General features: G+C 72.0%; 10 protein-coding genes and 1 pseudogene. 5 read left to right on the forward strand and 6 right to left on the reverse strand.

All coding sequences use genetic code 11. The features are described 5' to 3' along the window. Window positions 1-507 precede the first annotated feature (507 nt). Both AB1460_RS31585 and mdh read left to right on the forward strand, forming a co-directional pair. Window positions 508-756, forward strand: coding sequence for a DUF3017 domain-containing protein (locus tag AB1460_RS31585; RefSeq protein ID WP_368965735.1), 249 nt, complete (start codon window positions 508-510; stop codon window positions 754-756). 413 nt (window positions 757-1,169) lie between these two features. Next, the gene (gene mdh / locus AB1460_RS31590; RefSeq protein ID WP_071083923.1) at window positions 1,170-2,102 is read left to right on the forward strand and encodes a malate dehydrogenase; all 933 of its coding nucleotides are present in this window, start codon (window positions 1,170-1,172) and stop codon (window positions 2,100-2,102) included. 141 nt (window positions 2,103-2,243) lie between these two features. Here the strand turns inward: mdh and AB1460_RS31595 are convergent, their stop codons facing one another. Beyond that, on the reverse strand, window positions 2,244-3,491 hold the full coding sequence (locus AB1460_RS31595; RefSeq protein WP_420497425.1) for an NAD(P)/FAD-dependent oxidoreductase: 1,248 nt from the start codon (window positions 3,489-3,491) through the stop codon (window positions 2,244-2,246). 122 nt (window positions 3,492-3,613) lie between these two features. Here AB1460_RS31595 and AB1460_RS31600 point away from each other — a divergent pair, with 122 nt between their 5' ends. The 3 genes from AB1460_RS31600 to AB1460_RS31610 all read left to right on the forward strand — a co-directional run bounded on the left by AB1460_RS31600 (window position 3,614) and on the right by AB1460_RS31610 (window position 6,447). Further along, window positions 3,614-4,495 (forward strand): serine hydrolase domain-containing protein, encoded by an 882-nt coding sequence (locus AB1460_RS31600; RefSeq protein ID WP_368965736.1) that lies wholly within the window; start codon window positions 3,614-3,616, stop codon window positions 4,493-4,495. 228 nt (window positions 4,496-4,723) lie between these two features. Continuing rightward, window positions 4,724-5,275 carry a 2'-5' RNA ligase family protein gene (locus tag AB1460_RS31605; RefSeq protein ID WP_368965737.1) on the forward strand — a complete coding sequence of 184 codons (552 nt, stop codon included), beginning with the start codon at window positions 4,724-4,726 and terminating at the stop codon, window positions 5,273-5,275. 8 nt (window positions 5,276-5,283) lie between these two features. After that, window positions 5,284-6,447: a YihY/virulence factor BrkB family protein gene (locus tag AB1460_RS31610; protein ID WP_368965738.1), complete on the forward strand. Its 1,164-nt coding sequence runs from the start codon at window positions 5,284-5,286 to the stop codon at window positions 6,445-6,447. 34 nt (window positions 6,448-6,481) lie between these two features. On the opposite strand, the gene AB1460_RS31615 is transcribed toward AB1460_RS31610, so the two are convergent. The 5 genes and pseudogenes from AB1460_RS31615 to AB1460_RS31635 all read right to left on the reverse strand — a co-directional run bounded on the left by AB1460_RS31615 (window position 6,482) and on the right by AB1460_RS31635 (window position 13,232). Next, a complete protein-coding gene (locus AB1460_RS31615) occupies window positions 6,482-8,293 on the reverse strand; it encodes a D-alanyl-D-alanine carboxypeptidase family protein (protein ID WP_368965739.1) in 1,812 nt (603 codons plus the stop codon). A gap of 123 nt (window positions 8,294-8,416) precedes the next feature. Further along, complete coding sequence (locus AB1460_RS31620) at window positions 8,417-9,307, reverse strand: DUF1003 domain-containing protein (protein ID WP_368965740.1); 891 nt, start codon at window positions 9,305-9,307, stop codon at window positions 8,417-8,419. A 517-nt stretch (window positions 9,308-9,824) separates the two neighbouring features. Continuing rightward, the gene (locus AB1460_RS31625; RefSeq protein WP_368965741.1) at window positions 9,825-10,919 is read right to left on the reverse strand and encodes a glycerol dehydrogenase; all 1,095 of its coding nucleotides are present in this window, start codon (window positions 10,917-10,919) and stop codon (window positions 9,825-9,827) included. A gap of 326 nt (window positions 10,920-11,245) precedes the next feature. Beyond that, window positions 11,246-11,386, reverse strand: a pseudogene (locus AB1460_RS31630) (prolyl aminopeptidase); the annotation flags it as partial. Window positions 11,387-11,420: 34 nt separating this feature from the next. Beyond that, window positions 11,421-13,232 carry a glycosyltransferase gene (locus AB1460_RS31635; RefSeq protein WP_368965742.1) on the reverse strand — a complete coding sequence of 604 codons (1,812 nt, stop codon included), beginning with the start codon at window positions 13,230-13,232 and terminating at the stop codon, window positions 11,421-11,423. Between the last annotated feature and the right edge of the window lie 932 nt (window positions 13,233-14,164).

A 14,164-nucleotide genomic window follows, 5' to 3' on the forward strand; every position in this document is an offset into this window, starting at 1 on the left:
GTGCGGGTCGCGGGGAACGGGCCGAGGAGGCTGGAGCAGGTGAGCGGCAGCGCGCCAGACGGGTGGAACGGGCCGCCCGGGAACGGCGGCGCGGCAGGTCCTGCCCATCATCGGCGCCCTGATGGGTCAGTGCCGCCGGGGTGGGGTCCGGATCACCGGGAGGAGGCCCGGCCACCGGACAGGTGGGCCCGGGATACCCGGGCACCCCAGGTGCGGGCCCCTGATGCGGGAGGGCCTGGTCCGTGGGCTCCGAACGGGCGGTCGGCCCACAGGCGGCCACCGGGCGCCGCGTCGCCGGAGACCGCCGCCCCGCCGACGGTGCGAGGGCCGGGCGGGCGTGGGAGTCATCCGCAGCGTGGCGCCGTGGGCCAGGCGGCCGGGCAGCCTCGGCAGGCGGGTCACGCGGGTCACGCGGGTCAGACCGGGTCCGGGGCGGCGGCCTCGTCCTCCCGGCCGGCTGGCGCGGGTGGGCCGGAGGCGGAGACGTCCGGCGGGCGGTTCGGTCGGGTGCTCTTCGCCGGGGTGTTGGCCGGCGTCGGGCTGGGCTTCCTCTTCGTCTCCCAGGACCACTGGCGGCGAGGCATCCTCACCGTGGGTGGTGTGATGTTGGTGGGGGCTGTGCTGCGCCTGTGTCTTCCCACCCCGAAAGTCGGCATGCTGGCCGTCCGTGGCCGGCTGTTCGACACTGTCACCCTCGTTGTGCTGGGTACGGCTGTGATCGTCCTCACCCTGGCGGTTCCCCGCGTCGGCGGGTGACCGGGTCCGGACGCGGAAACCGGCTGCTGGGGTCGCGGTCCGGCCCGTTACCGGCTGTATCGACCGTCGGCAGGCGGCCGGGGGCCGTGCCCGGGCAACGTGGCGCGCGTCGCCGTCCCCTGCCACCTGTCCGACTCGCGCGATAGCCTCGGCAGGTCATCGGACAACCGTGCCCAGATGAGCGGGGCGAACCGCGCCTATGGCGAACCGTCACGTAGCCCTGATACCCGGCGGCGGCACCCGGCCCGCACCGACCGGCCTCCCCCTCGGGGATGGCGAGGCCGCCGCCGATCCGATCGGACGAGGGCACGTCGGTCACCTGCGACCTTTTCGCCGGCGCGTACCGACCCCGCCGTGGGCACCGCCGAGATCGCCTTGGCGATCATCGCGATACTGGGGAGCTGATCAGTCCAATGCCGGGAAAAGTCACTGTCGTAGGGGCCGGTTTCTACGGTTCGACGACCGCGCAGCGACTGGCTGAGTACAACATCTTCGACACGGTCGTGCTGACGGACATCGTCGAGGGCAAGCCGCAGGGCCAGGCGCTCGACCTGAACCAGTCCCGGTCGATCGAGGGCTTCGAGACGAAGATCGTCGGGACCAACGACTACGGTGACACCGCCGGTTCCGATGTCGTCGTCATCACGGCCGGCCTGCCCCGCAAGCCCGGGATGAGCCGGATGGACCTCATCGAGGTCAATGCCAAGATCGTTCGTCAGGTGTCGGAGAACATCGCGAAGACGTCGCCGGACGCGGTCGTCGTCGTGGTCTCCAACCCGCTCGACGAGATGACGGCGCTCGCCGCCAACGTCCTGGGCTTCCCGCGGTCGCGAGTGATCGGCCAGGCGGGCATGCTCGACACCGCCCGCTTCACCAACTTCGTGGCGGAGACGCTGAGCGTCCCGGTCGCATCGGTGCGCACGCTGACGCTGGGGTCGCACGGCGACACGATGGTCCCCGTGCCCTCGCAGTGCACTGTCGACGGCAAGCCGCTGAGCGACCTGCTGCCGGCCGCGAAGATCGACGAGCTCGTGGACCGCACCCGCAACGGTGGTGCGGAGGTTGTCGCGCTGCTCAAGACCGGGTCGGCCTACTACGCCCCGTCCGCGGCCGCGGCGCGCATGGTCAAGGCCATCGCCGAGGACTCCGGCGTGCTGATGCCGGTCTGCGCCTGGGTGCAGGGCGAGTTCGGCATCTCGGACGTCTACCTCGGCGTGCCGGCGCAGATCGGTGCCGGTGGGGTGAAGAAGGTCGTCGAGATCGGCCTGACCGACAGCGAGCTGGCCGCGCTGAAGACCGCGGCGGAGGCCGTGCGCGCCAAGCAGGCGGACGTCGCCAGCCTGTAGGCACGACCCCGAACCACCGAACCACCGAAACACCGCACCACCGAAACACCGCACGATCACGTACGACCGCGTCGGCCCACAGCCCGCACCACCTGCGTCCCAGGGCCTGTGGGCCGACCTCCGGGCGCAGGAGTCAGGAGGTCAGCGCCGGCCGTGCAGACCGCGTGCGGTGCGGCGGGCGGCGAGCCGTGCCAGCGACCCGGCGGGGATCGTCCCCTTGCCCAGCCCGAGCTCGACGAGGCTGTCGTAGAGCTCGGTCCGCCGGCTGGCCGAGCGCACCGCCGCGTCCATCAGTGCGCGGTGGCGGCCGGCGAGGTCGGCGAGCAGCGTGGTGTGCCTCAGGTGCCGGCCGAGTTCCCGGCCCAGGGCGCGTCGGTAGGCCCGTCCCGCAGCCGGCCCGGGAGTGGTGACCGCCGCCTGGCCGGCGAGCGAGCCGGACAGCAGCGCGTAGTAGATCCCCTCGCCGGTCAGCGGGTTGATGAGGGACGCGGCGTCGCCGGCGAGCAGCACCGGCCCGTCCGGCAGCCTGGGGCGGTGGGTGGACAGCGGCAGGTGATGCGCCCGCAGCGTGCCCGCGTAGGCCGGGGTGTCCGGGAGCATGCGGGCGAGCGTCCCGTGCAGGACGGCCTTCGGCGTGCCGTCGCTGTCGCGCAGCCGCGAGCGGAGCATGCCGTAGCCGATGTTGGCCCGGCCGTCACCGATCGGGAACGACCAGGCGTACGCCGGCCAGCCTTCGTCCGTCATGTCGATGAGCTGCTCGGGTGGCCGGTCGTCCTTGGGCGCGTCGGCGTAGGCGCGTACGGCGATGGCGAGTCCCTCGGGCGGGTTCGGCGCGATGCCGAGCGCCCGGCGTACGGCCGAGTGCGCGCCGTCGGCGCCGATCACGACGCGGGCACGCAGCGCGCCGCCGTCGACGGCGACGACCGGCTCCGCACCGTCATCGGCGACGATCTCCAGCGCCCGGACCCGCCGGCGGGCGAAGGCGGCTCCGCGGGCCCTGGCGGCGGCCATCAACCGCGCGTCGAAGACCTCCCGGGGAATCACATGGGTGGCCCGTTCGGAGGGGGTCGCGACCTCGGCGCCGCCGGGGGTACGCAGCCGCATCCGGTCCACCGGACGGTAGCCGCGGGTCACGTCGGTGACTCCGAGCGAGCGCAGGACGTCCACTCCGTGCGGGGCGATGCCGTCGCCGCAGGTCTTGTCGCGGGGGAACTCCGCGGCGTCGACGATCAGAACCCGGGCCTCGGGACGCAGCTGAAGCGCCCGCAGTGCGGCAGCACTGCCGGCAGGGCCACCGCCCACGACAAGCAGGTCCAGGGGAGGCTCGTCGCCCCCCGCTCCGGGCCTGGTGTGCGGGTGCGGGTGCGGGCTGGATACTGGGTCGGGCACGTCCGCAAGTGTCGCAGCCCGGCAGGAGACGCCGCCCGGGCACCGGTTTCGTGCGTATCCGGCCAGAACCGGCTCGGGTGCCGAACCGGCCCGGGGCCGGGCCGGTTCGTAGAGTGCCGGGCATGGACGCGCTCCGGCAGTTGGACCACTGGCCCGTCGGAACAGCCGCGGCCGCCGTGCTGCGGCACGACGGCGGGCACGACGGTGAGAAGGCCAGCCAGGCCAGCCAGGCCAGCAAGGTCAGTCAGATCGGCCTCAGCGGCGATCCGGAGGTGCCGTTCCGGCTCGCCTCGGTCTCCAAGACGATGAGCGCCTACGCACTGCTCGTCGCGGTGGAGGAGGGGGCCCTCGCCCTCGACGACCCGGCCGGGCCGGAGGGGTCGACCGTCGCGCACCTGCTGGCGCATGCGTCGGGCCTGGCGTTCGCCAGCAGCCGGGTGCTGGCCCGGCCGGGCACCCGCCGGATCTACTCCAATGCCGGTTTCGACGAGCTCGGACGTCACCTCGAGCAGGTCACCGACATCCCGTTCGCGACCTACCTCGCCGAGGCCGTCTTCGTCCCGCTCGGCATGAAGGCGGCAGCCCTGACCGGCTCGCCGGCCTTCGGGGTGCTGGCGACGCTGGCGGACGTGACCGCGTTCGCGGCCGAACTGCTCGCGCCGACCCTGGTGTCGGCGGCGACGTTCGAACAGGCGACGTCGGTCGCCTTCCCGGGCCTGCACGGCGTCCTGCCCGGCTTCGGAGCGCAGAACCCGAACGACTGGGGTCTCGGGTTCGAGATCCGCGGGCACAAGAGCCCGCACTGGACGGCCCCGACCAACAGCCCGCGGACCTTCGGTCACTTCGGCAGGTCGGGGACCTTCCTGTGGGTCGACCCGGAGGCGTCCGTGGCCTGCGTCGCGCTGACCGACCGGGACTTTGGCGAATGGGCCGCCGCGGCGTGGCCGGAGCTGTCCGCGGGGGTCCTCGCCGAGCTCGGCGTGCGTGCGGATTCCGGGGCCTGATCTACCCGCCCGGCCTGGCCGATCTGTCATCCCGTGGACACGGTCGGCAAGGCTGACCTGGTGCGATTCGTCCACGTCCGACAGCGGAGCGAGGTCATCTCTGGTCGCGAGGAGACAGCGTGGTCTCGTGGGCCATGATGGCGCCATGGTAGGTCGGCAGAGCTTGTCCCGTGCCACCTGGTCAGCCGCCGCACGGGCGGCCGGGAACGGCGCCAGGTGAAGGACTCCATGCGCTCCATCGGAGTGGCCATCGGGATCCCGGAGCCGTTCCGCACAGAGCTCCGGGACTGGCGCAGACGGGTGGGTGACCCCAACGCGGCGCTCATCGTGCCGCACATCACATTGCTCGGCCCTACTGAAGTGCCGACCGCCCAGCTTCCGGCCATCGAACGTCACCTGGCCGAGGTCGCTTCCGGTGGCGAGCCGTTCGTCATCCACCTGCGCGGGTCCGGGACCTTCCGCCCGTTGTCGCCGGTGGTGTTCGTAACGCTCGCGATGGGAACCTCCTGCTGCGAGCTGTTGGAGAAGGCTGTCCGATCCGGCCCGCTGGATCGCCCGACCCGGTTCTCGTACCACCCACATGTGACCGTTGCCCACGACATCGACGAGGAGTCGATGGATCGCGCCGCCGAGTTGCTGGCCGAATACCGTGCGCAGTTCGAGGCGACAGGTTTCGAGCTCTACGAACGCGGAGATGACTGCGCCTGGCGCCAGTTGCGTCATTTTCCGTTTGCATGCGGGGGTGGCAGGCCGACGTGGCAGGACGACGGGATGCAGTGAAGTCAGGCGTGGCATCGGTGGGCGGTGCCGTCGGCGAGGTACGCCGCCGACGCCCACTGATCGACCACGTGATACGCGCCTACGGCCGCTACACGGGGGATGGTGGTGACCGGGTCGCCGCGTCCACGACGTACTTCGCTTTCCTTTCTTTCTTTCCGATCATGGCGCTGGTGTTCTCGATCACCGGTTTCGTGGTGGATGCCTATCCGGACGCCCAGGCAAAGATCGTTGAGAAGATCAATGACTATCTGCCCGGTCTCGCCGACCGCCTGGATGTCGCGAGCATCGGCCAGGCGAAGGTGGGCGCCGGTCTGATCGGTATCGCCGGTCTGCTGCTCGCCGGCCTCGCCTGGGTGGCCGCGCTGCGGGAGAGCATCCGGATCATCTGGCACCAGAGCCTGGAGACCGGGAACTTCGTGCTGCGGCGGCTCAAGGACGTCGCGATCCTCGCCGGCCTCGGGCTCGCCCTGCTCGCATCGCTGGTCGTGACCAGCCTCGCGACCTCGGCCACCGGCTGGTTCCTGCGCTGGATCGGGCTCGAGGGGAACACCGCCGCGGCCTGGGTCACCGGCATCCTCGCGATCGCACTCGCCCTGGTCCTCGACATGGTCGTGTTCGTCTACATCTTCTGGCGACTGCCGGCGCACACGAACCGTCATCGGGTGCTGCGGGCGGCTCTGCTGGGCGCCCTCGGCGTCGAGCTGCTGAAGCTCCTCGGCACCTGGCTGGTCGGCCAGACGACGTCCAACCCGGTGTACGGGACGTTCGCCGTCATCGTCGGGCTGCTCATCTGGATCAACATCATGATGCGGTGGATGCTGTTCGTCGCCGCCTGGGCCGTGACGGCGCCCTTCGACTCGGACGTCGACCCCTCCGGCACAGCCTCGACGGACAGCTCCCAGGAGGACCCCGCCGCGGACGGACACGTACGCGAACCGGCGACCGGCGACGGCCGACCGGCCACGCCCGCGGACGAGCGGCCAGCGGCCGCCCACGGTGGCGCCACGCCCGCGGTGGGGCCGGCCGGCCGGACGGCGGGCCGCGGTCAGGCTGCCCGGCTGCGTACCGACGGGGCGGCCGGCCAGGCCGGCCAGGCCGGTTCCTGGCGGCAGCGTTGGCTGCGCCGCCGGCAGGCCGCTCACCACCGCGACCGGACTCCCGTCGGGCGTTGACCTTCCGTAGGTGGGTGGCGGCTACGGGGCCCGGCTAGGGGGCGGGCGAGCGGACGGTGCCGTAGGGCGGAGTCTCGAGGTCCCGCCGGTTCTCGCCCTCGGCATCGCCCTGCTGCGGTTCAGGGCGTAGCGAGGGAAGCCCGACCAGGTGCCGGGGGCCCTCGGGCGGGCGGTGCGGGCCCTGTCGCGCCCGGGTACGCGGCACTGCCTCGCGTGGGCCGGTCGAGGCGTCCGGTCGGGCTCGCCGGGGCTGCCCTCCAGCCGCGGCGCGTGCGGTCCGCTGTCGAGTCGCGTGTACGTCGCCCAGACGATGGCTGTCGCCGTGCCGGACGCCGTAGTCGCGGTCGTGGTCACGGGCGCTGCTGCGACTGTGGTTGCTGCTGTGGCCGGGCTGACGGCGGTGGCCGGGAAGGTGGCCCGGTGGGGGCGCGGGCTCCCACGAAGGGCCGGGTCCACGGCTCCGGCCGCGGGCCGGTCGGGTAGCGGTGCGGGTGGCGTGCCGGGCACCCCGCCGGGGAGCTCGGCGCCGGGCGCGTCCGGCGAGGGTCAGCACGGTCGCGGCGATGGTGACGGCCAGGGCCAGCCAGGTCACCGTTCCGATGCTTTCGGCCCGAGAGGCCTCGGCCGGTCCGGTCTGGCCGTGGCTGCCGTCACTGCTGTCGCTGGCGCCGGCAGGATCACCGGCGCTGCCGCCCGCCGTCCCGGCGGCGCCCGTGGAACCCGCGCCGGTGTCGCCGGACAGGCCCTGTCCGCCCGCCGCGGCCGCGGCGCTGCCAGGCTCGGCCGGGTCAGCGAGGCGGCCGGTCGGGCGAACGTCCGCCGCATGGGCGAAGCCCCAGTCGAGCAGCGCCCGCGCATCCGCCGCATAAGCGGGGACGGTGCGCAGCAGGGAGACGATCAGAGTACGGCCGTTGCGGGTCGCCGCGCCGACGAACGTGGCGCCGGCCGCCACGGTGTAGCCGTTCTTGATCCCGATGGTGCCGTCGTAGGTGCCCATCAGCGCGTTGTGGTTCGCGATCGCGAAACGCTCGTCGCCGCGTCCCGGCAGCGAGGCCCGCGGGATCGTCAGGTAGCCGCGCACGACCGGCTGGTTGAGCGCCGCGCGGCCGATCACCGCCAGGTCATGGGCCGTCGTGTGCTGGCCGGGGGAGTCCAGCCCGGTGGGATCCCCGGCCACGGTGTCGTGGGCGCCGAGCTCGGCGGCCAGCCGGTTCATCCGGTCGAGGACGGCCCGGCGACCACCAGCGGCCTCCACCAGCGCCACCGTGGCGTCGTTCCCACTGGCGATGAGCATCGCCGTGGCCAGGTCACGCACGGTGTAGCGGACGCCGGGAACGAGCCCGACCCGGGTGCCGTCGACCCGTGCCGCCTCGTCGCTGATCGCCACCTGGCGGTCGGGAGGAAGGCCCGGCAGCACGACGAGCGCGGTGAGTATCTTCATCGTGCTCGCCGGTAGGTCCGGCAGATCCGGATTACGGGCGGCGAGGATCGCGCCGCTGCTGGCGTCCGCGACCAACCAGGCCTCGGCGGTGATGCCTGCCTGCGGTGGCACGCCCGCCTCCGGCCCGCCGGAGGCGGCCGGCGCCCCTGCCGCGGGCTCCGGCGCTGCCACCGCGGCCGCCGCCGGTACCGGCGGCGGCGCCGGTACCCGAGCAGCTGGGGACGCCGCGGCCAGCGGCTCACCCGGGATCGCCCGGGCGGCCAGCGGCCAGGGCGGAAGAGGAGCACCCGGACCGGCCCCGACCTGCCCGGTGCTCACCGGGCCGGTGCTCCACCGGCCTGACGTCGCCGCGGCGTGTGACGGGGCGGCGGTGATCGCGATGAGAAGCGTGGCAACGAGGCCCACCGTCGCGGCGACCGCCCGCCGGACGCGGTGCGGGGCAGGCTGGTGAGGGCAGGGGCGACGCGTGCGGCCGGCGTGCACCTACCGAACGTTACCGGTCGATCTTCGTCTGGTGAGTTTCCCGGCTCACGTGTCTCGGATACGGGTGCGGGTCGTGCGGATAGGTACCTTTCGTCCGCCCCGCGAACCAGTTCGCGCCGGGATGAAGAGATGGCCCCCTGTAGCACCCGCGTCCGCGGGTGTCGTCTCGGGTGGGGCACCCGTCTGCGGCGCGGGGTCGGTGCCGGGCGCGGTGCCCTGACCGGCGCGATCCCGCGGCGTGAGATCCGTCGTGGCAGGGGCGGCCGGAGCAGGCTCCGCCGGTGTCGGCGGGACGACGGTTGACGTGCCGGGCGCTGACGATGCCGCCACGACCGTGCGGACCGGAAGTACCGCGGACCCGTTCGGGGCTGCCACAAGGGGTTGCGCCACCGGCGCCACCGGCGCGAGCGCCGAGCGAATCAGGTCCTCGATGTCACCACGCAGTGACTCAAGCTGATGTGACAGCTCGCCCCGCATGTACTGCCGGGTGGCCGTGTCGCTCTGCGCCAGACGCAGAGCCGCGACCTCGCGGGTCAGGAACTCGGTGTCTTCCCGCATCCGGATCGCGGCGGCCCGGTCCTCGGCCAGCGACGCGCGGTCCCGGTCGTCCTGCCGGTTCTGTGCGAGCAGGATGAGCGGCGCCGCGTAGGCCGCCTGGGTGGAAAAGGCCAGGTTCAGCAGAATGAAGGGATAAGGGTCCCACCGCAGCAGCGGCATGGCCACGTTGAGCGCAATCCAGACGATCACCACACAGGTCTGAATGGCGAGGTATCGCCCGGTACCGAGGAAACGGGCGATGGTCTCCGCTCCCCGGCTCAGGGATTCACGATCCACCCGGGCGGAGATCAGCGGGGAGCGGCCGGCGACCGGCACATCGAGCCGGTCGGGGTGGGCCCCTCGTCGCACTGCGAGGCGGGTGGTGGTGTTCACGCTCATGGGAGACGTCCCCTCCGCGTTCGGGCTGCCGTACACGGGCAGGCCGACACGCACTCCAGAGCAGGCCGCGAGGAGAAGAACCCACGGCGGCCCGAACCGACACGTCGCTGATCGGCCGCACCTGCCGGAAAAAACCCGGGACACGCGAGGACCCGGGTGTCATGGACGCTGACCGGACTGACTGGTCGTGCGGACCGCTTCAGAGAGCGGAGACGGCACCGACCACGCCGGCCGCCGGGCTGAACGTCAGCCGGCGTCCACCAGCAGGAAGCGGCTGTTACTGGAGCACCCGCCAGGACTCACAGCGGCCACCTCCTCTGGTCAGCCTCGCTAGAGGATGGGAATTCTCTTGTCAAGGATAACTGCCCCTCGCGGTTGTGCCGCTATGGGGTCCCCCGTGAGCTCTGTCGCCCTTCCGTCGCCTGTCGGCGTCCGGTCACCCGCCAGCGAGCGGCCTCCGGGCCGATGCACAGCCTCCCGCCGCCCGGTGGTCGCCCGGGTAGCCACCGCCCGGCAGCTACCGGGCGCGCCCGGCCGCGTCCGCGGCCAGCAGGGCATCGACCAGCGTCGGCGGGTCGAGGTCGAAGGGCTCGTTGTGTGCCGTCTCGCCCTCGGCGAGTGCCCGTACCGCGATGCCGCGAAGCAGCTCGATCGGCGGATCAGCCAGCCCGACCTGCGCGAGCGTGCGAGGAAGCCCCACCCGGGCGCTGAACGCGAGGACCTCGGCCAGCTCCTCCTCCGGCCGCCCCTCGACGACCAGCTGGACGAGCAGACCGAACGCGACCTTCTCGCCATGCAGGAAGCGGTGCGTCTCGGCTGCCACCGTCAGCCCGTTGTGCACCGAATGGGCGACCGCGAGACCACCGGACTCGAAGCCCAGCCCGGACAACAGCGTGTTCGCCTCCACGAGCCGCTCCACCGCCGGCGTCACCGCCCCGGCCCGCACGGCCCGGATCGCGGCCGGTGCGTCGTCGAACAGGATGCGCCGGCACAGCTCGGCAAGCGCACCCGCGGACGCCGTCTGCGCTCCGTGCAACTGGTTCGCCCGCCGCGCCTCCCGGACGGTGCGCGCCTCATACCAGGTGGCGAGCGCGTCACCGATGCCCGCGACCAGCAGCCGGGCCGGGGCGGCCGCGATCGCGGTCGTGTCGACCAGCACCAGATCAGGATTGCGCGGATAGAACAGATAGCGCTCGAACGCACCGTCCGGGGAGTACACGACGGACAACGCGCTGCACGGCGCGTCGCTGGACGCCGTCGTCGGGCAGGTGACCACCGGCACATCCAGCGCCGCCGCCGCGGCCCGGGCGGTGTCGAGCACCTTGCCGCCCCCGGCACCGACAATCACCGTGGCCTCCGGGTCGCGTGCCGCCGAGAGGACCCGGTCGATCTCCTGGTCGCTGCACTCGCCGCCGAACATGTGCACCGTGTACGGGATGCCGGCGCCATCCAGGCTCGTTCGCCAGGCGTCCTCCAACAGCCGCATCGGCGCCCTGCTGGTGACGATCACCGCCGGGCCGGTGAGGCCGAGGCGGGCCATCTCCGGCCCGAGGGCGGCGGTGGCGTCCCGCCCCTGGACATAGCGACCTGGCGACCCGAACACGGCGAGCATGGACGGACACGCTAGCCGGCCCTGCGACCCTCCCGCAGGGAGATGCCCGCGACCAGTGGTCCTCCGGACGGCACGACCTCCGGACGGAGACAGCCCCGGGGACCTCCCGGCGAGTGGGCGGGCTGGCTGGGCGTGACCCTGCAGTGGCCGGACCGAGCCGTGGGCGCCCCGCCGGCCCCTGGCTGGCGGGATCAAGGTCGAGGGGCGCCGGCGGGTGACCATGGAGCCGCACCGGAAGTCGCCGTCGGGAGACCGCACCCGCGAGATCACCTACCAGGCGTGCCTGCTGACGGTGACCGGCGGCGGCTCGGTGCGGGCATGCAGGAGCCACTGCCGGGGCCACCATGTACCCACAACGCGGCCTTTCCGCCCGGGTTGCCGCTGCTTTCCCAGTAGATCTGATTGCCCTCACCCACGTCGAGCATCCCCTGCGCGTGGGGCTCGAGGGACGGGAACGACTGCTTCATCCAGGGTCCGTCCCGCATCTGAGCGGCGGCATGCTCACCCGGCGACGAGGGCCGTCACGGCAAAGCCCAGCACCGTGACCGCGATGACCGCCCGGATGGGCACCTGCACCCGTTCCACCACCGCCCGCCGCTCCGAGAGCGCTGACAGCGGCCCGGCGACCATGGCCAGGAGCATTCCCGCCCACACCAGCGCGGACAGGTCGGCCACGTCCGGGTTGAGCCCGACCACGAGGATCGTGGCGGCCAACCCGGCGGCGAACAGTACCTGGGGGAGCAGCAGGATCGACATCCGCGGCAGCGCGGCCTTCGCCGTGGCCCCGGACTCGGGGCGCCCGGACAGCACGACCCGGACGAACGAGAGTGCGTACAGGGGCGCGTTGAAAAGTGTGCTCGCGATCGTCCGCTGTGCCCCTCGCAGACCGGCGTAGACGGCGATGAGCAGCATCGAGCTGAGAAGGTACGGCAGGGCGAGCAGGACGTAGGCGGTCAGCGAGACCCCGGAGGCGATCTCCATCCCGGCCAGCGCGCTCATCGGCGGCCCGAGCAGGAACATCATCTGCACGCACGCCACCAGATACCCGATGCCGGTATGCAGGTAGTGCGCCCGCTGCCAGCCGGTCAGCCCCGGCTTGCGCAGCGGGTTGTCGAACAGCAGCAGGCGCAGCCCGTCCATCGCCCATCGGCTGCGCTGCTTGGCGTACTCCGCCGCCGTGGCCGGGGCGATACCGAGCGACACCGCGTCCGGGTGGTAGACGCTGCGCCACCCGCGCGCATGCAGCTCGTACGACGTGTGCAGGTCCTCGACGATGTTCCATTCGCTGAAACCACCGGCGGACTCCAGCGCCGTCCGCCGATACAGGGTGCCGTTCCCGCAGGACGACGCCGCACTGTCCCGGTCCTTCGCCGGTTGCACCGCCCGGTACAGCATCGGCTCGGCGTTGTTGAGGACGTCGTACCGCCCGAGGTCGAACCGCTGTTCGGTGCAGACGAAACCGACCTCTGGATCTCTCAGGTAGCCCAGGACCCTCTCCGCCAGGTCGGGGACCGCGATGTGGTCGGCGTCCAGCGTCATGATCGCCTCTGCGTCGGTGCGGGCGAGAGCATGGTTGAGGTTGGCTGCCTTGCCCTTCGACCCGGTGGTCCGGGTGAAGCAGGTCAACCCGAGCCGGGCGGCGAGCGCGTCGATGTCGCGCCAGTTGTCCCGTCGGGCGATCCGGCCGTCGTTGAGGACGTAGGTGCGGTGCGGGTAGTCGATCGCCAACGCCGCCCGCAGTGTCGCCTCGACGATCTCCACAGGCTCGCCGCAGACGGTGACGAAGACGTCGAGGGTGCCGGCTGGCGCCGGCGGACGCCGGACGTAGCCGGGCCGCACCCGGCACATCATCACCGCCGTCCACACGATCGCGAGGTAGCTGACGACCTCCGCCGTGTAGAACAGGTGGCCGGCCACCCCGGTCCCGTCCAGCGTGCCGGCGCGCCAGACGAGGTACACGACGCCGATCGCCACGACCAGGACGGCCATGACGGGCCCGGCCACGGCTTTGCGGCGCCCGACAGGCACCCGTGCCCAGGTGTCGCGGTCGGCCAGCGGCGGAAGGTCGGACAGCCTTCCGGAAGCGGAGCGGGTGCGGTGGCCGGCGGCGGTGTCAGCGGCGGAGGCCTGCGTGGGGATGGCAGGGATTCTGCTGGGGAGAGCGACCGGCGAGGTGAGCCCGCCGGGTGGGGTGGTGGCGGGTGCGCCGAGCCTCGGCGGTCGGCGCACCGCGGGGCCGTGCGGCGCCGCCAATGTCAGGATTTGTTGTTCAACCGTGCTGGTCGTGTCGTCAGGCCCGGCCTGGTCCAGCATGTTTTCTCCTCTCGGTCTGTTCGCGCATCCTCCCATCTGGTTGTTTCGCTCTTGTCCGTGAGGTCACCGGTAGCCCGTTGGTGGTGCACTACCCGTTCGTGCCAGTTCGGAGCAGTAGTTGATCCGTCTACGGTGCGGTGAACTGCCTGGCGTACCGCAACATTCGTACCCCCGGGTGATAACGGCGCCCGCGTAGTGGTTCTTTTCATAAGAAACGCGCATTGATATCACTGGATAGTTGGGGTTGGTCATCCGGATGCGGGGCTGGGGTCGCGCGGCCCCCTGGGGTCCGAACGCCGGTGGGTCCGGCGACGAAACGCACCCTGTCGACGGCCCTGCCGGACGCGGGGCCGGCCGGGAGACCCGGCTGGCGCGCCGGCGAGGCGCCCGCCGGCCTGCATCGACAGAGCCTTCGGTAGCTTGGGGTGTTTGGACTGTCTCGGTGCGTGACGAGTTTGTGTGCCGGGTATACCGAGCTCCGCGCCGCCATCTCTTCGATGCGTGCGTTGGAGGTGCGTCTTGCGAGGAATTTCGAGAATGAGGGCCCTGGGCCTGATGGTCGGGGCGGGCGTGACGCTGGCGGTTGTTCCCCTGGCACCGGCGACTGCGGGCACAACAAACAATCCGCTGACGGTGGCGGGTACCGTCCGGTGTCAGATCGGCTCGGCCGAATCCATCCGGATCACCGGTGGTGGAGAGTCCCACGGCGCGTCCGTCGGCGTGGGCGGGCAGTTCTCAGTCACCTTCGGAAACCCGCAGCTCCCCAGTATCGCGACTGCTCAGCCTGGATGCACCGGTGTTTATAGCTGTCTGTTGGGGTCCCTGAACGCGGAAGTGCCCTCTGAGCTGGGAGGATGGGAGTTCTCTAGGCTTCCGTCCGCCAGATCGAGAGGGCACTTCGCAGGTGCGATTGTTGCATGCGGCGTCGAGGA

The sequence above is a fragment of the Parafrankia sp. FMc2 genome, assembly GCF_041008525.1.
GTDB lineage: Bacteria > Actinomycetota > Actinomycetes > Frankiales > Frankiaceae > Parafrankia.